Here is a 21,476-nt window from a genome sequence, read left to right on the forward strand (position 1 = left end):
CGGCCGCCGTCAGGCGCATTCAGGAGTGTTCGACCTCGAACGCCTCGTTGCAGACCACCGCGTGCACCGGTCCGTCGAACTCGGCCTTGGCCTCGCTGATGATGTCCTCGCGTGACGTCCAGGGCGGGATGTGGGTGAGCAACAACTCGCCGACGCCGGCCCGGGCCGCCGCACGACCGGCCTCGGTGCCCGACAGGTGCAGCCGGGGAGGCCGGGACGGCGAATGCGTCCACGATGCCTCGCACAGGAACACGTCGGCACCCCGGGCCAGGTCGATCAGCGCGTCGCAGTAACCGGTGTCGCCGCTGTAGACCAGGGTGGCACCGGACGGATCGGTGATGCGCATCCCGTAGGACTCGGTGGGGTGGCACACCAGGCGCGGCAGGACCGTCAACGCACCGATCTGTACCGGCTCGTCGTCCACCCAGTGCCGGATCTCGAAGATGTCGGTGAAATCGTCGATCTCGCCGCCCTCGGGTGACGACGCCGCACCGAGCCGTGCCCAGGTGTTCGCCGGACCGTAGACCACGCCCCGATCCGGGGCCGGTGTCGGATGGTAGCGACGCCAGACGAACAACCCCGGCAAATCCAGGCAGTGGTCTGCGTGCAGATGCGACAGCAGCACATGCACCGAGTTCGGGTCCGCGTGTCGCTGCAACGCTCCCAGGACACCTCCGCCGAAGTCGAGAACCAGGGGTGGGGTGTCGGGTGCGGTGACGAGATAACCGGACGCGGGCGAATCGGGACCGACCACACTGCCGGAGCAACCGAGTACGGTGATTCGCACGCTCACTAGCTTGCCATGCCCGGGATCGCGATGACGAAAACATCGCCGCTTTGGGCGACGAACGTCATGTTGGCGTACCGACGTGACGCTGAACAGGTCGGACACCGTCGACGGTGGGGCCCAGGAACCGGGCCGCGAGCGCGGTGAACGCCTCGGGGTCACCGGTGGCTTCGAACCGGTGGCGCGGTGTCACCCCCGGGTCCGCCGGGTGCGGTTTCAGCAACTCACCTTCGGTGAGAACCCGCAGCAGATCCTTGGCGGTCTCCTCGGCGCTGGACACCAGGGTCACGCCGTCGCCCATCGCCAACTGGATCAGCCCGGACAGCATCGGATAGTGCGTGCATCCCAACACCAGCGTGTCGACCTCGGCCCGTTGCAGCGGCTCCAGGTAGCCCTCGGCGAGACCGAGAACCTGACGCCCGCTCGTCACGCCGCGCTCGACGAAATCGACGAAACGCGGGCACGCCACCCCGAAAACCTCGACGTCGCGGGCCGCGGCGAACGCATCCTGGTATGCGCCGGAGGCGATGGTTGCCTCGGTGCCGATGACCCCGATCCGCCCGCTACGGGTGGTCGCCACGGCCCTGCGCACGGCCGGCAGGATCACCTCGACCACGGGGATCGGCGCGTAGCGTTCCCTGGCATCGCGCAGGCATGCCGCGGACGCCGAATTACACGCGATCACCAGTGCCTTGACACCCCGCCCGGCCAGGTCGTCGCCGATCGCCAACGCGTGGGCCCGGATCTCGGGAATGGTCAACGGGCCGTAAGGACCGTTGCCGGTGTCACCGATGTAGACGATGTCCTCGTCGGGCAGCTGGTCGATCACCGCCCGCGCCACGGTCAACCCGCCCACCCCGGAGTCGAAGATCCCGATCGGGCGCAGCGCTTCGGCCGTCATGGGTTCAGGGCCGTCATGGGTTCAGGGCCGTCATGGGTTCAGGGTGGGTGGCCGCACCGGGCGCCGCAACGCGCGCGTCTTACGCTCCGGCCCGGACAGCACATACGCGGCCAGGATGCCCGCGAGTGCACCGCAGAGGTGCCCCTGCCACGAGACCCCGAAGGTGCCCGGCAGTACGCCGAGCAGGATGCTGCCGTAGACGAACAGCACCACGACGCCGGTGACGATCTCCCAGATCTTCCTGGTGAAGAAGCCGAACAGGATCAGGAACGTCAACCAGCCGAAGATCAGGCCGGACGCGCCGATGTGATTGGTCTCTACGACCATCCCGTTGTAGGTGGGCGCACCGAGGTTTCCGATGAGCCAGGTGCCCAGACCGCCGACGATCCACACGATCGCGGTCGCGAAGACGAACCTGGAGAGCCCGGCCAGCGTCACCAGGAACCCGAGTACCAGCGCCGGTCCGGTGTTGGCGATCAGGTGTTCCCAGTTCGAGTGCAGCAGCGGGGCGAACAGGATGCCGGGCAGACCGTCGGTCTGTAGCGGCCGAATCCCGTTGCTGTCGAGCCGATGTCCGGTGAGCGAATCGTAGAGTTCGATGAGCCAGAGCAGGACGACGAAGGACGCGATGGTGATCCCGCCGACCATCCACGCCGGCCGCTTCTTCGGCTTGGCGGGCGGAGCGGGGTAGCCACCGTAACCTGTCATGCCCAAAGCTGCCCTTCCAATGCGTCCTCTGCATCATCCAGGCTACCGGCGTACGCACCGGTGGACAGATACTTCCATCCGGCGTCACACACCGTGAACGCGATGTCGGCCCGTTCACCGGCCTTGACGGCCCGATCCGCCATACCCAAAGCCGCATGCAGGATCGCGCCGGTGGAGATGCCGGCGAAGATGCCCTCGGTCTGGACCAGCTCGCGGGTGCGCCGGACCGCGTCGTAGGAACCCACGGCGAATCGCGTGGTCAGCACGTCCGGGTCGTACAGCTCGGGGATGAAACCCTCGTCGATGTTGCGCAGCGCATAGACGCCCTCGCCGTAACGCGGCTCGGCAGCCACGATCTGTACTCCGGGAACGTGCTCGCGCAGGTACCGCCCGGTGCCCATCAACGTCCCCGTCGTCCCCAGACCGGCGACGAAGTGGGTGATCTCGGGCAGGTCGGCCAGCAGTTCGGGTCCGGTGCCGTCGTAATGCGCGGCCGCGTTGGACGGGTTTCCGTACTGGTACAGCATCACCCACGAAGGGTGTTCGGCGGCAAGCTCTTTGGCATGTGCCACCGCGGTGTTGGAGCCGCCCTCGGCGGGCGAGTAGATGATGCGAGCCCCGTACAACTCCAACAGTTGCCGACGCTCGACGGAGGTGTTCTCCGGCATCACGCAGACCAACTGGTAGCCCTTGAGCAGGGCTGCCATCGCCAACGAGATCCCGGTGTTGCCACTCGTCGGCTCCAGAATGGTGGCTCCGGGCTGCAACCGCCCCTCACGTTCGGCTTCCTCGATCATCCGCAGCGCCGGGCGGTCCTTGATCGAACCGGTCGGGTTGCGGTCTTCGAGTTTGGCCCACAGCCGCACGTGCGCGGAGCCGTCCGCTCCGTCGTTCCAGCGCGGCGAGAGTCGCTGGAGCCCGACCAGCGGCGTGTTGCCGAGTGCTTCCAGCAGCGAGTCGTAACGGGTCATCGGGCGCGGCTCATCCCCCTGCGACGGCGGGCAGGATCGTCACCGAATCGCCGTCGGAGATCGTCGTGTCCAGGCCGCCGGAGAAGCGCACATCCTCGTCGTTGACGTAGATGTTGACGAAACGCTGCAGCTTGCCCGGATTGGCGGGGTCGACCAGCCGCTCGGAGATGCCCGAGTAGTTGGCTTCCAGATCGGCGATCACCGCCTGCAGGGTGTCCCCCGCGGCCGAGACGCGTTTCTCGCCGCCGGTATGGGTGCGCAGGATGGTCGGGATCGACACCAGGACGGTCACGGGCGGGCTCCTCTAGTCATCGTGGTCAAACTCGGTGGTCAAACTCGGTGGTCAAACTCGGTGGTCAAAATCGTCTTGTCGAACAGGGCCGGTGCAGGGATGGCTGTCGGTTCCCACCGACACGTAATTCAGTACTGGTCGACGATGGTGACGGGTTCCTCGGTCACCACGCCGTCGACGATGCGGTAACTGCGCAACTCGTGCTCGTCGGGGTCCCGCGTGGAGACCAGCACGTAGTGGGCGTCGGGCTCCGAGGCGTAGGAGATGTCGGTGCGGCTGGGATATGCCTCGGTGGCGGTGTGCGAGTGATAGATGACCACGGGCGCGTCCCCTGCCTCATCCATGGCCCGCCACACCGTGAGCTGCTCGCCCGAGTCGAAACGGTAGAACGTCGGTGACCGCTCCGCGTTGACCATCGCGATGAACCGCTCCGGCCGGTCTGAGCCTTCCGGCCCGGCGATCACGCCGCACGCCTCATCGGGATGGTCGGCGCGGGCATGACTGACCATGGCGTCGACCAAGTCGGCACGGATCGTCAGCACTTCGCAATTCCCTTCACTCGAACGCCCCTGGCAACAGACCACGGTAGGTCGGTATTCCGGCGACCGATCGGGCGGCCAGCACCCCGACCAGCACCGCGCGCGCGAGGACCTCGGCGGCGGCCGCTCCGACCGCGGTGACCAGCGGCAGTTCCGGCGTCATCGACGCCGGGGTGGTCGGATCCGGATTCACCTCGACCGCTCCGGTCGCCAGGGCGAACACCGTGTCACCGTCGAGTGGGGTGTGGCACGGGTTGATGGTGCGGGCCAGACCGTCCTGGGCGGCGACGGCCACCCGGCGACAGCCCGACTTGCTCAGCGCGGCGTCGGTCGCCACCACGGCGATGGTGGTGTTGAGCGGGCTGAGTTCGCCGTGCCGGTCGCCGTAGGCGGCCAACTGGTCCGCCGGGGGCGCCACCAGCCCGAACTGTTCGGCGTGCGAAGCCTGCCACGGTAGCCCGGTGGCCCGGTCCACGACGTCGCCCGCCGAGTTGACGACCACAAGCGCGCCGACGGTGACCCCGCTGTCCAGGGTCACCGACGCGGTCCCGACGCCGCCCTTCAACACCCCGGCGCGCGCCCCCGCTCCGGCGCCAACCGTGCCGATGGCCGCGTCCGCACCCGCCTCGGCGGCGGCGCGATACCCGAACTCGGCATTCGGCCGGCACGTCCAGCCGCCGACCGGAAGGTCGAAGATCACTGCCGAGGGAACGATCGGCACCACGCCACCGTCGAGCGCGACGCCCCGGCTCTGCTCCTCCAGCCAGGCCATCACGCCGTCGGCGGCGGCCAGCCCGAAGGCGCTGCCCCCGGTGAGCACCACCGCGTCGACGTGGCGCACCGAGTTACTCGGATCCAACAGGTCGGTCTCCCGGGTGCCCGGCGCGCCACCACGGCCGTCGACAGCGCCGACCGTGCCGGGCGGGGTGAGCACGACCGTGGTGCCGGTGGCCCAACCCGACCCCAATGCGGCGTCGTCGTCGATCCGATGGTGATGTCCGACGCGGATGCCTCCGACGTCGGTGATGGATCCGCTCACCGCTGCGACTTCCCCATCAGGACGACGACCAGGTATTCCTGCAACACCGTCAACCACTGATACACGTCGAGGTGACCGGACATCGGGTGGTCACCGGGCAGACGGTCCGGGATGTCGGAGCCGACATCGAGCATCGTGCCCAGCGCCAGCCGCACGTCATTGACCGCCGACGCCCAGGCGTGTGCGTCGTCCTCGGACAGCTCGAACTTCCCCCCACCGGGCGGCACTGTGTCGAGAAGGCGTTGCGCTGCTTCGCGTTTGGCATCCAGGATGGCGGGCTCGTGCAGACTGCGCAGCGCGCTGTTGAGACTGTCCGCCGCGCCCGAGCCGGCCGGGTGATCGGTGGCCGGGCGGTAAAAGTCGGGGAGCAGGCGTTTGAGCGTATCGTCTTGCGGCGGAGCGGAATTGCCCGTTCGCATCCCGGTGAGTTCGGCCAGCTCGTCGACCGGGGCGGAGGCTTCGCGATCGTCGAGCATGCCCAGTAGCGAGGTGACCAGGGTGCTCAGCAACTCGGCTTCGTGCGCGGCAAGCGCGGACCGAAACCGCGGTCCCCCGGCACCGTCGACCCGCTTCCATTTACGCACAGCGCGGTCAACGGTCCTGTTGCAGCGTCGCCCACAAGCCGGCGGCGTGGAGCTTGGACACATCGACCTCCATCGACTCGCGGGTACCCGACGACACCACCGCCCTACCCTCGTTGTGCACCTGCAGCATCAACTTGGTGGCATGCGGCTCGCTGTAGCCGAAGAGCTTCTGGAACACATAGGTCACGTACGTCATCAGATTGACCGGGTCATCCCACACGATGGTCACCCACGGAGTGTCGGCGACGGCTTCCTCAGCAACGGCTGGGTCTTCACGAGTCCCCGGTCGGGCCTTCGCCGGCGTCACCATGGGACCCAGAATACCGGGGCCCCCGGCCCGCCTCGAACCGATACGGTGAGCCGGTGACCCCCTCGGCTCCGGACCGGTCGTGCGCATCGACGGCGTTGCTCACCGACAAGTACGAACTGACCATGCTGTCGGCGGCGTTGCGCAACGGCACAGCGCACCGGCGCTGCACCTTCGAGGTCTTCGCACGCCGATTGCCCGACGGGAGGCGCTACGGGATCACCGCGGGCACCGGCCGCTTCCTGGAAGCGTTGCAGGGGTTCAGATTCGACGCCACGGCCCTCGGCAGCCTGGAGCCGTTTCTGGACACCGCCACCCTGGATTACCTGGCCGGCTACCACTTCGGCGGGGACGTCGACGGTTACGGCGAGGGCGAGCTCTACTTTCCCGGCTCTCCGGTGCTGTCGGTGCACGGCACATTCGCCGAAGCGGTCGTGCTGGAGACACTGGCGCTGTCGATCTTCAATCACGACAGTGCGGTCGCCTCGGCGGCCGCGCGCATGGTCAGTGCCGCGGCCGGCCGGCCGTTGATCGAGATGGGCTCGCGACGCACCCACGAGGAGGCCGCCGTCGCCGCGGCGCGCGCGGCCTACCTCGCCGGCTTCACCGGATCGTCGAATCTGGAGGCGCAGCGACGTCACGGCGTGCCCGCGCTCGGCACTAGCGCCCATGCGTTCACACTGCTGCACACCACGGCGGACGCAGCACCGTCGGACTGGGAGAAGGCGGCGTTCCGGGCGCAGGTCGACGCGTTGGGCGTGGACACCACGCTGCTCGTCGACACCTACGACATCACGTCGGGAGTCGCGAACGCGGTGGATGTCGCAGGCCCGCGGCTGGGTGCGGTCCGCATCGACTCCGGCGATCTCGGCGTACTGGCCCGCCAGGTCCGCGACCAACTGGATTCCCTCGGAGCGTCCGGCACCCGCGTGGTCGTGTCCGGTGATCTCGACGAGTTCGCGATCGCGGCGTTGCGGGCCGAGCCGGTCGACGTCTACGGCGTGGGGACGTCGGTGGTCACCGGGTCGGGCGCCCCGACGGCGGGCATGGTCTACAAGCTGGTCGAGGTGGACGGCATCCCGGTCGAGAAGCGCAGCAGCCACAAGGAATCCCACGGGGGCCGCAAGCAGGCCACCAGGCTGGCGAAACCATCCGGGACCCTGGTCGAGGAGGTGGTACACCCGCTCGGCCGGCCACCGTCGACTCCGGCGGATCTCGGCGCCCGCACGCTGACTGTCCCACTGATGCGCGACGGCGCCCCCATCGTCGACCTCGGCCTGGAGGCCGCCCGCACCCGAGTCGCCGACGGTCTGCGCAGCCTGCCCTGGGACGGATTGAGCCTGTCGAAGGGTGACCCCGCGATCCCGACCCGGATGGTCGCACCGGCGCCCGGCCCCAGGTGACCGCGGTGGAGGTCACCGATCTGCTGGCCACGGCGGTCGCGGCGCTGGGCGGGGCCACCCGCGACGGTCAGATCGCGATGGCCGAGGCGGTCGCGCGGGCGTTCACCCGCGGGGAACATCTGGCCGTTCAGGCCGGAACCGGCACCGGCAAATCGCTGGCCTACCTGGTGCCCGCGATCGCGCACTCGGTGTCGCAGAACCGCCCCGTCGTGGTGTCGACGGCGACCATCGCGCTACAGCGCCAGCTGGTGGACCGCGATCTGCCGCGGCTGGCCGACTCGCTGACCGGGGCGCTGCCCCGCCGACCGTCCTTCGCGTTGTTGAAGGGTCGAGGAAACTATCTGTGTCTGAACAAGATTCACAACGGATCCGCGACCGGCGAGCCCGACGACGCTCCGCAGGAGCAACTGTTCTCACCGGTGGCCGGCAGCGCGCTGGGCCGCGACGTGCGGCGTCTGACGGAGTGGTCGGAGAGCACCTCGACCGGTGATCGCGACGAACTCAAACCCGGGGTCGCCGACCGGTCCTGGTCACAGGTCAGCGTGTCGGCGCGGGAGTGCATCGGGATGTCGCGCTGCCCGTTCGGCACCGACTGCTTCGCCGAACGCGCTCGCGGCCGGGCCGGCGAGGCCGACATCGTCGTCACCAACCACGCGCTGCTGGCCATCGATGCCATCGGCGAGGCGAACGTGCTGCCCGAACATCAACTGCTGGTCGTCGACGAGGCACATGAACTGGTGGACCGCGTCACCAGCGTCGCGACCGCGGAACTGTCCGCGACGTCGCTGGGCGTCGCGCACCGACGGGCGGCCCGCGTGGTGTCACCGGAGCTCGCCGAGCGGTTGGAGGCGGCATCGGCGACGTTCTCCTCGGCCATCTTCGACGCCCGGCCCGGACGGATCGATGTCCTCGATGCCGAGCTCGGCAGTTACCTGACGGCGTTGCGCGACGCGGCGCACACCGTGCGCACCGCTGTCGACACCGCCCCCAACGATCCGAAGACGACATCGGCGCGGGCCGAGGCAGCGACCGCACTTTCCGACGTCAGCGACACGGCGGCACGGATCCTGGATTCCTTCGTCCCCGCCATCCCCGACCGCACCGACGTCGTCTGGCTCGACCATGTCGACGATGCCCGGGCGGGCAGCCGTGCCGTGTTGCGGGTGGCCCCGCTGTCGGTGGCAGGGCTGTTGCGCAGCAGGCTGTTCGGGCAGTCGACCACGGTGCTGACCTCTGCGACGCTGACCATCGGCGGTAGCTTCGACGCGATGGCCTCGGCATGGGGCCTCGGCGAGGCCGGCGTTACCGCACCCGGGGCGGCCACCGCCACGAAGTGGCGGGGTCTGGATGTGGGGTCGCCGTTCGACCATGCCCGATCGGGCATCCTCTACGTCGCCGCCCACCTGCCGGCACCTGGCCGCGACGGCACCGGTTCGGCCGAGCAGCTCGACGAGATCGCCGAGCTCATCGAAGCCGCGGACGGTCGCACCCTGGGTCTGTTCTCGTCGATGCGGGCGGCGAAAGCCACCGCCGAGGTGATGCGCGATCGGCTGGGCACGCCGGTGCTGTGTCAGGGTGACGACAGCACCGCAGCGCTGGTGCAGCGGTTCGCCGACGACGAGCAGACGTCACTTTTCGGCACCCTGTCGCTGTGGCAGGGCGTCGACGTTCCCGGTCCGTCGCTGTCGCTGGTGCTGATCGACCGCATCCCGTTTCCCCGCCCCGACGACCCGCTGCTGACCGCCCGGCAGCGGGCGGTGGCCTCGCGCGGCGGCAACGGTTTCTTGGCGGTGGCGGCCAGTCATGCCGCGCTGCTGCTGGCACAGGGCGCCGGCCGACTGTTGCGTCGTGTCGATGACCGCGGTGTGGTGGCGGTGCTCGATTCACGGATGGCCACCGCCCGGTACAGCGGCTTCCTGCGCGCGTCGCTGCCACCGTTCTGGCCGACGACCGACGGTGCGGCGGTGCGCGCGGCGCTGCGTCGGCTGCGGGCCGGGGACTGACGACGGCCTGAGCAGGCCACTGACCACGGACCCGCTCGAGTGACCGCCGTGCGGCGCACCGGTCATTATCCTGACGGAAGTTCGGTCGCCGGCACCGCAGCCACCACCTCGCGGCCACTACCGAAAGGCGGCGTCCATGAGCCCGTCGAGAAAGCCGATCGCTGTGCGTGCACTCGTCGTCGCCGTGTGCGCGGCGCTGGCCGCGACCGCGTGTTCAACCACCCTGCAGGGGAGTGCGGTCTCGGTGTTCGCCGATCCCTTCCGGGTGGCCGGAATGCCCGCGACCGACGGGCCCTCGGGTCTGCGGCCCACCGCGGACGCTCCTGCCCGCGACGTTGAAGGCACCGACGGGAGTGCGATCGACGAGCTGGCCGCGAGTGCGGTCAGCGACATCGAGGACTACTGGACGACCGCGTATCAGGAGGCGTTCGACGAGAAGTTCAGACCCGTGGCCGAGCTGATCTCGTGGGACGCCAACGGGTTCGACGGCGCGTTCTGCGGGGAGGACACCTACGGACTGGTCAACGCCGGCTTCTGCTACGCCGACCGGACCATCGGCTGGGACCGCGGTGAACTGCTGCCGAGCCTGCAGCGGGCCTACGGCGACATGGGGGTGGTCATGGTCCTCGCCCACGAGTACGGACACGCCGTCTCGCGGCTGGCCGGACTGACGAAGAAGGACACGCCGACCCTGGTCGCCGAGCAGCAGGCGGACTGCTTCAGCGGCGCCTACATGCGTTGGGTCGCCGAGGATTCCTCCCCGCGCTTCACGCTGAACACCGGAGAGGGTCTCAACAGCGTGCTCGCCGGCGTCATCTCGTTCCGCGATCCGCTGCTGACCGAGGGCGACCCCGACGCCGGGTTCGACGAGCACGGATCGGCGTTCGAGCGGTTGTCGGCGTTTCAGTTCGGCTTCACCGACGGCCCACCGGCGTGCGCGGCGATCGACCTCGAAGAGATCGGTCAGCGCCGGGGCGACCTACCGGTGCTACTGCCCGAGGATCAGACCGGCGAACTGCCGGTGTCCGAAGATTCGGCGCGCTCGATCGTGGACGCGATGGAGATCCTGTTCGCACCCGCCGACCCTCCGGCGCTGAGCTTCGATGCCGAGGATGCGGACAGTTGCCCCGACGCCCGGCCGAGTCCGCCCGCCTCGTTCTGCCCGGGTACCAACACCGTGGTGGTGGATCTGCCGGGTCTGGAGGAACTGGGCGCCCAGGCCGACCCGCGAGACGGTGCCAGCCTCGCCACCGGCGACAACGTGGCGTACTCGGTGCTGGTGTCGCGCTACATGCTGGCGATCCAGAACGAGCACGGCGGCGTCGAGCTCGACTCGGCCGCAGCGGCGTTGCGGACGGCCTGCCTGACCGGTGTCGCGACGGTGAAGCTCAGCAAAGAGGTGAGCACCCCCGACGGTGACACCATCGCGTTGACTGCCGGCGATGTCGACGAGGCGGTGTCGGGCATCCTGACCAACGGTCTGGTCGCCAGCGACGTCAACGGTGAATCCGTACCGTCCGGGTTCTCCCGGATCGACGCCTTCCGGCTCGGTGTCCTCAGCGACTCCGAGCGTTGCTTCAAGCGGTTCCCCTGATCCTCGTCCCCACCGTCAGGCCAGGGTGACCAACCCCAGTTCGTTGTCACCGGCCAGCAGCCGGTGGTGGGGCAGCACCCGGACCGTGTAGCCGACCGAACCTGCGATCGGCAGCGGCGTTGTCGCCGTGAAGATCTCGTTGCCGTTGTCCGCCGTGCCGGTGTGCACCATCGGTACGGTGGCCGGGTCGACCAGGCTGTCGCCGGCGTCGACCCGGCCGAGGACGGCCTGGACGACCACATCGGCCGGACGCAGGCCGTCGAGGTGCACCAGAGCGGTCAGTGTCAGCTCCGACCCCAGCAGCGGGGTGTCGGGCAGTCCGGAGCCGTCCACGTCGGTGATCGTGATCTGCGGCCAGGACTTCTCGACCCGCCGGCGATACTGCGCGAGTTCGAGCGCCGAACCGAACGGTACGGCCAACTCCGCGGCACCGGACTGTCCGGGCTCGATCATTGCGCGCAACGCCTGAGCTGCGGGCAGGTAGTACTTCTGGGTGTAGTCGCGAACCATGCGTGACGCCAGCACCTTCGGCCCGAGCGACTGCAGGGTGTGGCGCACCATCTCCACCCAGCGGGTCGGAATACCGTTGTCGTCGCGGTCGTAGAACTTGGGGGCGACCGCGCGCTCGAGCAGATCATAGAGGGCCGCGGCCTCAAGGTCGTCGCGTCTGCCTTCGTCGGCCAGCCCGTCCGCGGTCGGAATCTCCCAACCGTTCTCGCCGTCGTACCACTCGTCCCACCAGCCGTCTCGGATCGACAGATTCAGCCCGCCGTTGAGCGCGCTCTTCATACCCGAGGTTCCGCACGCCTCCAGCGGACGCAACGGGTTGTTCAGCCACACATCGCAACCGTGGTAGAGCTTGCGCGCCATGGACATGTCGTAATCGGGCAGGAAGGCGATGCGATGCCGCATGTCCTCGCGGTCGGCGAACCGGACAATCTGCTGGATCAACGCCTTGCCGCCCTCGTCGGCCGGGTGGGACTTGCCGGCCACGATCAGCTGGATCGGGCGTTGCTCGTCGAGCAGCAACTTCGCCAACCGGTCGGGATCGCGCAGCATAAGGGTCAGCCGCTTGTACGTCGGTACCCGGCGGGCGAAGCCGATGGTCAGCACCGCCGGGTCGAAAGCTGTGGCGATCCAGCTCAATTCGGCATCGGAGGCGCCTCGTTCCAGCCATGATCGGCGCAGCCGGGCACGTACGTCGTCGATCAACTCGGCACGCAGTTGGGACCGGATCCACCACAGATGGCCCGGATCGACGTCCTGGAGACGGTGCCAGGTCTCGGGCTCGCTCAACGTGCTCAGATCGGTGGTCCCAATGAGCTCGCGCCCCAGCTCCACCCACTGGGGCGCTGCCCAGGTCGGGGCGTGCACACCGTTGGTGATTGAACCGATGGGCACCTCGGCGGGATCGAAGCCCTTCCAGAGCTCGTTGAACATCGACCGGCTGACCCGCCCATGCAGCAGGGACACCCCGTTCGCACGCTGCGCCAGGCGTAGCCCCATATGCGCCATGTTGAACTTCGAAGGATCGTCCTCGGCGCCGAAGGCGACGATGCGGTCCAGCGGCACCCCCGGCAGCAGCCGCGACCCGTTGTGGGCCGGACCACCTGGTTCCGGACCGAAATAGCGTTGCACCATCTCCACCGGAAAACGGTCGATTCCGGCGGCCACCGGGGTGTGGGTGGTGAACACCGTCGATGCGCGCACCACCGCCAACGCGGTGTCGAAATCGAAGCCCGCGTCCATCAGCTCGCGGATACGTTCAGCGCCCAGGAAGCCGGCATGGCCCTCGTTCATGTGGAACACCTCGGGGGCGGCGAGGCCTTCGAGCTCGGTGAACGCCCGGATCGCACGCACACCGCCGACACCGGCGAGGATCTCCTGCCTGATCCGGTGCTCCTGATCACCGCCATAGAGCCGGTCGGTGACCGCACGCAGCTCATGCTCATTCTCCGGGATGTCAGAGTCCAACAGCAGCAACGAAATTCGGCCGACCTGGGCGATCCAGACCCGAGCGAACAACCGGGCGCCATCGGGCAGGGCCAGTTCGACGAGGACGGTCGCCCCCTCGGCGTCGGTCAGCAACCGCAGCGGCAGCCCCTGGGGATCCAGCGACGGATAGCTCTCGTGTTGCCATCCGTCGGCGGTCAACGACTGGCGGAAATATCCGGAGCGGTAGTACAGACCCACCGCGATCAGCGGCAGCCCGAGATCGGACGCCGACTTCAGATGGTCGCCGGCGAGTATCCCCAGGCCGCCCGAGTAGTTCGGCAGCACCTCGGCGACGCCGAACTCCATCGAGAAGTACGCGATCCCCTTGGGCAGTTCGGCGTCCTGTTCGCCGGCGAGTTGCTGGTACCACAGCGGCCGGCTCAGGTAGTCGTCCAACTCGGCGGCCAGCCCGTCGAGACGCTGGACGAAGGAGTGGTCGGCGGCCAACTGCTCCAATCTCGCCGGTCCGACCTGTCCGAGCAGGGCAACCGGATCACCGCCGACCTGCTCCCACAGCGCGGGGTCGATCTCGGCGAACAGATCCTGGGTCGGTTTGTCCCAGGACCAGCGCAGATTGACAGAAAGCCGCTCGAGGGCAGTCAACTGCACGGGAAGGTGAGCACGGACGGTGAACCGACGGAGAGCTTTCACGCGTGGTCACCTTACTGCTGTCGGCCGCTCCACGGAGGTGGGATGGCCGGCGTCCCGGACGTGGTGAATCGATGCGCGACGAAAGGTTGAGTCGGACACTACGGTGGGTATAGGCGCGACAGGGCTTTAACCAGGCTGTGAACGAAACCGGGCAGAATGCCGCGCGGCGGAACGCCGCGCAGTGGTGTTCGAGAGTGGTAGGGAGTGCCAGGGAGTGATCGCGTGACCGCCGGTCGTATCGAGATCGATGACGTCCAGCCCGTGGTGTCTGAGGGCCGGTTCCCGGCCAAGGCGGTCGTCGGAGAAGTGGTTCCGGTGACGGCGACCGTGTGGCGGGAGGGACACGAAGCGGTGTCGGCGACCCTGGTCGTCCGATACCACGGCGCAACCTATCCCCCGCTGGCCGACGAACCACCCGGGCGGGTCCGGCCTGCCGAAGCGGTGCCGATCCAGGAGGTCGTCACCCCGGCGGCGCGGGTGCGTCCGCAGGCCTTGCCGATGGGCCTGGGTCGCACCCCAGACGTGTTCCACGGGCAGTTCTGTCCGGATGAGGTCGGCCTGTGGACCTTCCGCGTGGACGGCTGGGGTGACCCGATCGCCACGTGGCGCAAGAACGTCACCGCCAAGCTCGACGCCGGACAGAGCGAGGGCGAACTCGACAACGACCTGCTGGTCGGGGCGCGCCTGCTGGACCGCGCCGCGACCGGCGTCCCCCGCCAGGACCGTTACCCGCTCGCCGAGGCAGCGGCCCGGCTGCGCGAGCCGGGAGATCCGTATTACCGCGCCGGCGCCGCCTTGGCCCCCGAGATCACCGCGCTGCTCGACCAGTATCCGCTGCGCGAGCTCGTCACCCGGGGCAAGCAGTACGGAATCTGGGTGGACCGTCCGCTGGCCCGCTTCAGCTCGTGGTACGAGCTGTTTCCCAGGTCGACCGGGGGCTGGGACAGCTCGGGCAACCCGGTGCACGGAACCTTCGCCACGGCGGCCAAAGCGCTGCCGCGGGTGGCGAGGATGAACTTCGACATCGTCTACCTGCCGCCGATCCACCCGATAGGCAAGGTGCACCGCAAGGGGCGCAACAACAGCGTCACAGCGGCCCCGGGGGATGTCGGCTCCCCGTGGGCGATCGGCAGCGACGAGGGCGGGCACGACGCCGTACACCCCGACCTCGGCACCATCGACGACTTCGACGAATTCGTCGAGGCGGCTCACCGGGAAGGTCTGGAGGTGGCACTGGATCTGGCACTGCAGTGCGCGCCGGACCATCCTTGGGCCCGCGACCACCCCGAGTGGTTCACCGTGCTGCCCGACGGCACGATCGCCTACGCGGAGAACCCCCCGAAGAAGTACCAGGACATCTACCCGCTGAATTTCGACAACGATCCCGCCGGCTTGTACGAGGAAGTGCTACGGGTCGTCAGGTTCTGGGTTTCGCACGGGGTCAAGGTTTTTCGGGTTGACAATCCGCACACCAAGCCACCCAACTTCTGGGCCTGGCTGATCGGCGAGGTCAAGAACACCGATCCCGACGTACTGTTCCTGGCCGAGGCGTTCACCCGGCCGGCGCGCCTGTTCGGTCTGGCCAAACTGGGTTACACGCAGTCCTACACATACTTCACCTGGCGCACTGCCAAATGGGAACTCACCGAGTTCGCTGAGAGCATCGCCGAGCATGCCGACTACAGCAGGCAGAGCCTGTGGGTCAACACCCCCGACATCCTGCACGAAAGCCTGCAGCACGGCGGACCGGGGATGTTTGCGCTGCGAGCCGTCCTGGCATCCACGATGAGCCCGACGTGGGGCATGTACTCCGGCTACGAACTCTTCGAACACCGCGCTGTGCGGGAGGGAAGCGAGGAATACCTCAACTCGGAGAAGTACGAACTACGGCCACGCGATTTCGACGCCGCACTGGCCGACGGTGAGTCGCTGGAACCGTTCATCACCCGTCTCAACGAGATCCGCCGCATCCACCCGGCCCTGCAGCAGATGCGGACCGTGAAGTTCCACCACATCGACAATGACGCGCTGCTGGCCTACAGCAAGTTCGATCCGGTCTCCGGCGACCAGGTGCTGGTGGTGGTCACCCTCAACCCGTTCGGCCCGGAGGAAGGAACGCTGTGGCTGGACATGGGCGCGCTGGGTATGGAACAACAGGACCGGTTCTGGGTCCGAGACGAGATCTCGGGCGAGGAATATCAATGGGGACAACACAACTACGTCCGGCTGGAACCGGCCAAGGCGGTGGCGCACGTGCTGAACATGCCGCAGGTCCCCGCTGACCAAAGAGCCAACCTTCTGCGTAGGGAGTGACGACATGACCAACGCGTCGCATGTGAAGAAACAGATCGACAGTCCGCATTTGCGGCCGCACACCGCCGACCTGAACCGGCTGATCGCCGGTGAGCACCACGATCCGCACTCGATCCTGGGCGCACACGAATACGACGACCACACAGTGATCCGCGCCTACCGGCCGCACGCGGTCGAGGTCGTGGCGGTCATCGGTGGCACCCGATATCCGCTGCAGCACATCGAGTCCGGGCTGTTCGCCGTCGCGGTGCCGTTCACCGATCTGATCGACTACCGCTACGAGGTCAGGTACTCCGACGACGAGTCGGCGTTCGTACACACCGTGGCCGACGCGTACCGCTTCCTGCCCACTCTGGGCGAGGTCGATCTGCACCTGTTCGCCGAGGGGCGCCACGAACGGCTGTGGGAGACCCTGGGTGCGCACCCGCGCAGTTTCACCACCCCAGACGGTGTGGTCGACGGGGTGTCGTTCGCGGTGTGGGCGCCCAACGCCAAAGGTGTCAGTGTCACCGGTGATTTCAACCACTGGGGCGACGAAGCCCAGATGCGGGTGCTCGGCTCGACCGGGGTGTGGGAGCTGTTCTGGCCCAACTTCCCCGGCGGCGGGCTCTACAAATTCCGTATCCACGGCGCGGACGGGAGCGTGACCGACCGCGCCGACCCGATGGCCTTCGCCACCGAGGTACCGCCGCAGACCGCCTCCCGCGTGTTCGAGAGCGATTACACGTGGAGTGACGAGGAATGGATGAGCGGCCGGGCGTTGCGCAATCCGGTGTTCGAGCCGATGAGCACCTATGAGGTGCATCTCGGGTCGTGGCGTCCCGGTTTGAGCTACACCGAACTGGCCGACCAACTCACCGACTATGTCGTCGCTCACGGCTTCACCCACGTCGAGATGCTGCCGGTGGCCGAGCATCCCTTCGGCGGCTCGTGGGGCTATCAGGTGACCTCGTACTACGCACCGTCTGCGCGGTTCGGCTCACCCGACGAGTTCCGCTATCTGGTGGATGCGCTGCACCGGGCCGGTATCGGCGTTATCGTGGACTGGGTACCTGCCCACTTCCCCAAGGATGCGTGGGCGTTAGGCCGCTTCGACGGTACTGCGCTCTACGAGCACGGAGATCCCCGACGTGGAGAGCAATTGGACTGGGGAACCTACGTTTTCGACTTCGGGCGGGCCGAGGTACGCAACTTCCTGGTGGCCAACGCACTGTACTGGCTGCAGGAGTACCACATCGACGGGCTCCGGGTGGACGCCGTGGCGTCCATGCTCTATCTGGACTACTCGCGTCCCGACGGCGGCTGGTCGCCGAACATCTACGGCGGCCGCGAGAATCTCGAAGCGGTGCAGTTCCTCCAGGAGATGAACGCCACCGTGCACAAGATCAACCCGGGGATCGTCACCATCGCCGAGGAGTCCACCTCCTGGCCGGGCGTGACACGTCCGACGAGCCTTGGCGGACTTGGCTTTTCGATGAAGTGGAACATGGGCTGGATGAACGACACGCTGGAGTTCATCAAACGCGACCCGATCCACCGCAGTTACCACCATCACGAGCTGACGTTCTCGCTGCTCTATGCATTCAGCGAGAACTTCGTGTTGCCCATCAGCCACGACGAGGTGGTGCACGGCAAGGGCACGTTGTGGGGCCGGATGCCGGGCAACGACCACATGAAGGCTGCCGGCATCCGCAGCCTGCTGGCCTACCAGTGGGCACACCCGGGCAAACAGTTGTTGTTCATGGGGCAGGAGTTCGGCCAGCGTGCCGAGTGGTCCGAAGAGCGCGGCGTCGACTGGTTCCAGCTCGACGAACAAGGGTTCTCCGACGGTGTGCTGCGGATGCTGACCGATGCCAACGAGATCTATCGCACCCGGCGCGCGCTGTGGTCCCGCGACACCCAGCCCGAGGGCTACTCGTGGATCGATGCCAACGATTCGGCCAACAACGTGTTGAGCTTCCTGCGGTTCGGTGACGACGGATCGATGATGGCCTGCGTGTTCAACTTCTCCGGTTCCGAGCACACCCGGTACCGGCTCGGCCTCCCGCACGCAGGCATCTGGCGCGAGGTGCTCAATACCGACTCCGACAGCTATCACGGTGCCGGCATCGGCAACTACGGCGCGGTGGAAGCCACCGACGAGCCGTGGCACGGCAGGCCGGCCTCGGCGGTGATGGTGCTGCCGCCGCTGTCGGCACTCTGGTTCGAACCGGTCGGTGCGGCCGACTAATACAGCGCGTTGGCGAGGTTGCGCCGGCCGGCCACCACCTCGGGGTCGGCCGGGTCGAAAAGCTCGAACAGCTCGATGAGACGGGTTCGCACCGCGGTCCGGTCGTCGCCGACGGTCCGCTTGACCAGGCCCGTCAACCGCGCAAACGCTGCCCCGATGTCCTGCTGCATGATCTCGACGTCGGCGGCGGCGAAGGCGGCGTCGATGTCCTGCGGTGACGCATCGGCCACGGCCACCGCGTCGCGTGGATGCGTGGTCGCCCGCTGCAGAAAGGCGATCTGGCGGACCGCGCCCTTGGCTTCGGGATGATTCGGGTCTCCCTCCAGAATCGCCTCATAGGCGGTGCGAGCCGCGGCGAAATCGCCTGAGTCGAGCAGCGCGCGGGCCTGCTCGACCGCGGGGTCCACCTGGTCGGGCTGGTCGGCTTCACCACCGCCCAGCTTGCCCGCGACAGCGCTCAACAACGAGTCGATCCAGCGCCGCAGCTGCTCGGGCGGCTGCATGCCCTCGAAGCTGGACAGGGGCCGGCCCGCCGCGATCGCCACCACTGTCGGTACCGCCTGCACGCCGAACATCTGGGCCACCCGGGGCGTGGTGTCGACGTTGACCGTCGCGAACACCCATTTCGGTCCGTCGGAGGCGGCGAGCGCGCTGAGCGCCTCGCCGAGCTGGATGCTGGCGTCGCTGCGCGGCGACCAGAGCAGAACGACGACGGGCACCTCGGTGGAGCGGACCAGCACCTCGGCTTCGAGGTTGGCCTCGGTCACCTCGAGTCCACCGGGACCGCCCGAGGGTGTTCCCTCGCCGGAGGCGGCCGGCCGCTGCTTGAGTGCCGACAGATCGACAGCGCCCGCCATGGCAGGCGATATACGGGGTCCAGGACGCGTCACGACGACAAGTCTGTCACGTCGTTTCCGGTACCGGCTCCCCCGGCCGACCCACACCGGCAGTAGCTGGTCGAGGACTCATCCGACCGGTCCTATCAGCCCATATGAGGAAGATCACACTACCCAGCGGCACGATGCTGCCCAGCAACGCCAGCAACCATGTGCCGGGCCGCCACCGGAACCCGATGCCGACCACGGCGGCAGCGACCACGAATGCCACGAAGATGCCGCCGTGCACCGGACCGAACACCTTGACCCCGATCTCGGTCTGGGGCGAACCCAGGTACTTGAAGTACATGCCGAGGAGCAGGCCAACCCAGCTGAGCGCTTCAGCGAATGCGATGAGCCGGAACCATCCCGCGGCGGTGCGGAGATCGTGTGCACGTGTATGGGTCGTCATGCCCGACATTGTGCCCGACACCGCCATCAGCTACTACACAGCGTCGTTGACGACCTGCGCCGTCAGGACCGCCGCAGGATCAGAGCGTCGCCCTGGCCACCCGCCCCGCATAGAGCCGCCACCGCGTACCCGCTGCCCTTGCGCGCCAGTTCCAGCGCGGCGTGCAAGGTGATGCGGGCGCCGGACATACCGATCGGGTGACCGATGGCGATGGCCCCGCCATTGACGTTGACCTTGTCGGCGACCACCGTCTCATCGAGGCCCAGTTCCCTGCTGGAGGCGAGCGCCACAGCGGCGAATGCCTCGTTGATCTCGATGACGTCGAGCTGATCGACCGAGATGCCCTCCTTGGCCACGGCCTTCTTGATCGCGTTGGCCGGTTGGCTCTGCAGCGTCGAATCGGGTCCGGCCACCACCCCGTGGGCGCCGATCTCGCACAACCAGGTCAGACCCAACTCCTCGGCCTTCACCTTGTTCATGACCACCACCGCGCACGCGCCGTCGGAGATCTGCGACGCCGACCCGGCCGTGATGGTGCCGTCCTTGCGGAATGCCGGCCGCAGGCCACCGAGCGACTCCGCGGTGGTGTCGGCCCGGATGCCCTCGTCCTCGGCGAACTCGATCGGGTCCCCCTTGCGCTGCGGGATCTCGACGGCCACCACCTCGTCGGCGTACACGCCGTCCTTCCAGGCCCGCGCGGCCTTCTGGTGCGAAGCCGCCGCGTACTCGTCCTGCTGGGCGCGGGTGAACTTGTCCTCGTCGTTGCGCTGCTCGGTCAACGCACCCATCGGCTGGTCGGTGAACACGTCGTGCAGCCCGTCGTAGGCCATGTGGTCGAGCACCGTGACATCGCCGTACTTGTAGCCCGCCCGGCTGTTCATCAGCAGATGCGGCGCCTGGGTCATCGACTCCTGGCCTCCGGCCACCACGACGTCGAATTCGCCGGCCCGGATCAGTTGATCAGCCAGCGCGATCGCGTCGATGCCCGACAGACACATCTTGTTGATGGTCAGTGCGGGAACATCCCAACCGATACCGGCGGCCACCGCAGCCTGACGGGCCGGCATCTGCCCGGCCCCCGCCGTCAACACCTGACCCATGATCACGTACTCGACCGCCGATGCCGGGACCTGAGCCTTTTCCAGCGCGGCCTTGATCGCCAGCCCACCGAGGTCGCTTCCCGAGAAATCCTTCAGCGAACCCATCAATTTTCCGACCGGAGTGCGGGCTCCAGCAACAATCACCGACGTCGTCATGGCAACCTCCAAGCAGTTTCGAGCAGCTGCCAAGAGGCTATACATCAACACCGAGCTATTCGAAACCGATCTTGTTAGGTAACTTCGTCGTTATGACCGCCGAGCAGACTGACGCCCGTCCGGTATTGGCCACCGCGCTGGTGACGGCCATCGACCATGTCGGCATCGCCGTGGCAGACCTCGATGTCGCGATCAAGTGGTACCACGACCATCTGGGCATGATCGTGCTGCACGAAGAGGTCAACGAGGAGCAGGGCATCCGCGAGGCGATGCTGAGCGTTCGCGGCGCCCCGGTCGGAAGCACCCAGATCCAGCTGATGGCCCCCATCGACGAGAGCTCGACCATCGCCAAGTTCCTCGACAAGCGCGGTCCCGGTCTGCAGCAGTTCGCCTACCGGGTCAGCGATATCGACGCCCTCACCGAACGGCTCCGCGAGCAGGGTGTGCGGCTCATCTACGACGCCCCACGTCGGGGCACCGCCGGTTCCCGCATCAACTTCATCCACCCCAAGGATGGTGGCGGGGTGCTGATCGAGCTCGTCGAGCCCGCTTCCGACGGTGCCCATACGCCGCGCGCCTCACACTAGAAGCACAACCTGGGCGCCCTGCTGCGGCG

At 67.7% G+C, this 21,476-nt stretch carries 19 protein-coding genes; 6 read left to right on the plus strand and 13 right to left on the minus strand.

The window, feature by feature from the left end; genetic code table 11:
- Positions 1-19: 19 nt before the first annotated feature.
- The 9 genes from ACNUDN_RS19255 to clpS form a co-directional block, all read right to left on the minus strand.
- Positions 20-793, minus strand: coding sequence for a cyclic nucleotide-degrading phosphodiesterase (locus ACNUDN_RS19255; protein ID WP_419123379.1), 774 nt, complete (start codon positions 791-793; stop codon positions 20-22).
- Positions 794-851: 58 nt separating this feature from the next.
- Positions 852-1,688 carry a glutamate racemase gene (gene murI, locus ACNUDN_RS19260; RefSeq protein WP_419123380.1) on the minus strand — a complete coding sequence of 279 codons (837 nt, stop codon included), beginning with the start codon at positions 1,686-1,688 and terminating at the stop codon, positions 852-854.
- A gap of 30 nt (positions 1,689-1,718) precedes the next feature.
- Complete coding sequence (locus ACNUDN_RS19265; protein ID WP_419123381.1) at positions 1,719-2,402, minus strand: rhomboid family intramembrane serine protease; 684 nt, start codon at positions 2,400-2,402, stop codon at positions 1,719-1,721.
- Complete coding sequence (locus ACNUDN_RS19270; protein WP_419123382.1) at positions 2,393-3,367, minus strand: cysteine synthase; 975 nt, start codon at positions 3,365-3,367, stop codon at positions 2,393-2,395. The genes ACNUDN_RS19265 and ACNUDN_RS19270 overlap by 10 nt, the downstream gene beginning before the upstream one ends.
- 10 nt (positions 3,368-3,377) lie before the next feature.
- A complete protein-coding gene (locus ACNUDN_RS19275; RefSeq protein ID WP_419123383.1) occupies positions 3,378-3,659 on the minus strand; it encodes a MoaD/ThiS family protein in 282 nt (93 codons plus the stop codon).
- A gap of 128 nt (positions 3,660-3,787) precedes the next feature.
- Complete coding sequence (locus ACNUDN_RS19280) at positions 3,788-4,243, minus strand: M67 family metallopeptidase (protein ID WP_419123384.1); 456 nt, start codon at positions 4,241-4,243, stop codon at positions 3,788-3,790.
- Complete coding sequence (locus ACNUDN_RS19285) at positions 4,215-5,237, minus strand: P1 family peptidase (protein ID WP_419123385.1); 1,023 nt, start codon at positions 5,235-5,237, stop codon at positions 4,215-4,217. The genes ACNUDN_RS19280 and ACNUDN_RS19285 overlap by 29 nt, the downstream gene beginning before the upstream one ends.
- Positions 5,234-5,821 carry an oxidative stress transcriptional regulator AosR gene (gene aosR / locus ACNUDN_RS19290; protein WP_419123386.1) on the minus strand — a complete coding sequence of 196 codons (588 nt, stop codon included), beginning with the start codon at positions 5,819-5,821 and terminating at the stop codon, positions 5,234-5,236. Before aosR ends, ACNUDN_RS19285 begins: the two co-directional genes overlap by 4 nt.
- Positions 5,822-5,828: 7 nt before the next feature.
- Positions 5,829-6,131, minus strand: a complete 303-nt coding sequence (clpS, locus tag ACNUDN_RS19295; RefSeq protein WP_419123387.1) for an ATP-dependent Clp protease adapter ClpS — start codon at positions 6,129-6,131, stop codon at positions 5,829-5,831.
- A 53-nt stretch (positions 6,132-6,184) separates the two neighbouring features.
- Between clpS and ACNUDN_RS19300 the strand changes: the two genes are divergently transcribed.
- The 3 genes from ACNUDN_RS19300 to ACNUDN_RS19310 all read left to right on the plus strand — a co-directional run bounded on the left by ACNUDN_RS19300 (position 6,185) and on the right by ACNUDN_RS19310 (position 11,128).
- The gene (locus ACNUDN_RS19300) at positions 6,185-7,531 is read left to right on the plus strand and encodes a nicotinate phosphoribosyltransferase (protein ID WP_419123388.1); all 1,347 of its coding nucleotides are present in this window, start codon (positions 6,185-6,187) and stop codon (positions 7,529-7,531) included.
- Between the two features lie 5 nt (positions 7,532-7,536).
- Positions 7,537-9,534: an ATP-dependent DNA helicase gene (locus tag ACNUDN_RS19305; protein ID WP_419123389.1), complete on the plus strand. Its 1,998-nt coding sequence runs from the start codon at positions 7,537-7,539 to the stop codon at positions 9,532-9,534.
- Between the two features lie 136 nt (positions 9,535-9,670).
- Positions 9,671-11,128, plus strand: a complete 1,458-nt coding sequence (locus ACNUDN_RS19310) for a neutral zinc metallopeptidase (protein WP_419123390.1) — start codon at positions 9,671-9,673, stop codon at positions 11,126-11,128.
- A gap of 15 nt (positions 11,129-11,143) precedes the next feature.
- Here ACNUDN_RS19310 and ACNUDN_RS19315 read toward each other — a convergent pair whose 3' ends face one another.
- The gene (locus tag ACNUDN_RS19315; protein ID WP_419123391.1) at positions 11,144-13,774 is read right to left on the minus strand and encodes a glycosyltransferase family 1 protein; all 2,631 of its coding nucleotides are present in this window, start codon (positions 13,772-13,774) and stop codon (positions 11,144-11,146) included.
- A gap of 222 nt (positions 13,775-13,996) precedes the next feature.
- On the opposite strand from ACNUDN_RS19315, the gene ACNUDN_RS19320 reads away from it, so the two are divergent.
- Together ACNUDN_RS19320 and glgB are read left to right on the plus strand one after the other, a co-directional pair.
- Positions 13,997-16,087: an alpha-1,4-glucan--maltose-1-phosphate maltosyltransferase gene (locus ACNUDN_RS19320; RefSeq protein ID WP_419123392.1), complete on the plus strand. Its 2,091-nt coding sequence runs from the start codon at positions 13,997-13,999 to the stop codon at positions 16,085-16,087.
- Between the two features lie 4 nt (positions 16,088-16,091).
- Positions 16,092-18,317, plus strand: a complete 2,226-nt coding sequence (gene glgB / locus ACNUDN_RS19325) for a 1,4-alpha-glucan branching protein GlgB (protein WP_419123393.1) — start codon at positions 16,092-16,094, stop codon at positions 18,315-18,317.
- On the opposite strand, the gene ACNUDN_RS19330 is transcribed toward glgB, so the two are convergent.
- The 3 genes from ACNUDN_RS19330 to ACNUDN_RS19340 all read right to left on the minus strand — a co-directional run bounded on the left by ACNUDN_RS19330 (position 18,314) and on the right by ACNUDN_RS19340 (position 20,860).
- Positions 18,314-19,207: a tetratricopeptide repeat protein gene (locus ACNUDN_RS19330; protein ID WP_431960432.1), complete on the minus strand. Its 894-nt coding sequence runs from the start codon at positions 19,205-19,207 to the stop codon at positions 18,314-18,316. The two genes, glgB and ACNUDN_RS19330, sit on opposite strands and share 4 nt — an antisense overlap.
- A gap of 13 nt (positions 19,208-19,220) precedes the next feature.
- Positions 19,221-19,604 carry a DUF3817 domain-containing protein gene (locus ACNUDN_RS19335; protein ID WP_419123395.1) on the minus strand — a complete coding sequence of 128 codons (384 nt, stop codon included), beginning with the start codon at positions 19,602-19,604 and terminating at the stop codon, positions 19,221-19,223.
- Positions 19,605-19,666: 62 nt separating this feature from the next.
- The gene (locus tag ACNUDN_RS19340; protein ID WP_419123396.1) at positions 19,667-20,860 is read right to left on the minus strand and encodes an acetyl-CoA C-acetyltransferase; all 1,194 of its coding nucleotides are present in this window, start codon (positions 20,858-20,860) and stop codon (positions 19,667-19,669) included.
- Positions 20,861-20,952: 92 nt separating this feature from the next.
- Between ACNUDN_RS19340 and mce the strand changes: the two genes are divergently transcribed.
- Positions 20,953-21,447 carry a methylmalonyl-CoA epimerase gene (gene mce, locus ACNUDN_RS19345; RefSeq protein ID WP_419123397.1) on the plus strand — a complete coding sequence of 165 codons (495 nt, stop codon included), beginning with the start codon at positions 20,953-20,955 and terminating at the stop codon, positions 21,445-21,447.
- Positions 21,448-21,476: the final 29 nt, after the last annotated feature.

It is taken from the genome of Mycobacterium sp. smrl_JER01 (genome assembly GCF_048513595.2).
In the GTDB taxonomy this organism is placed as follows: Bacteria; Actinomycetota; Actinomycetes; order Mycobacteriales; family Mycobacteriaceae; genus Mycobacterium.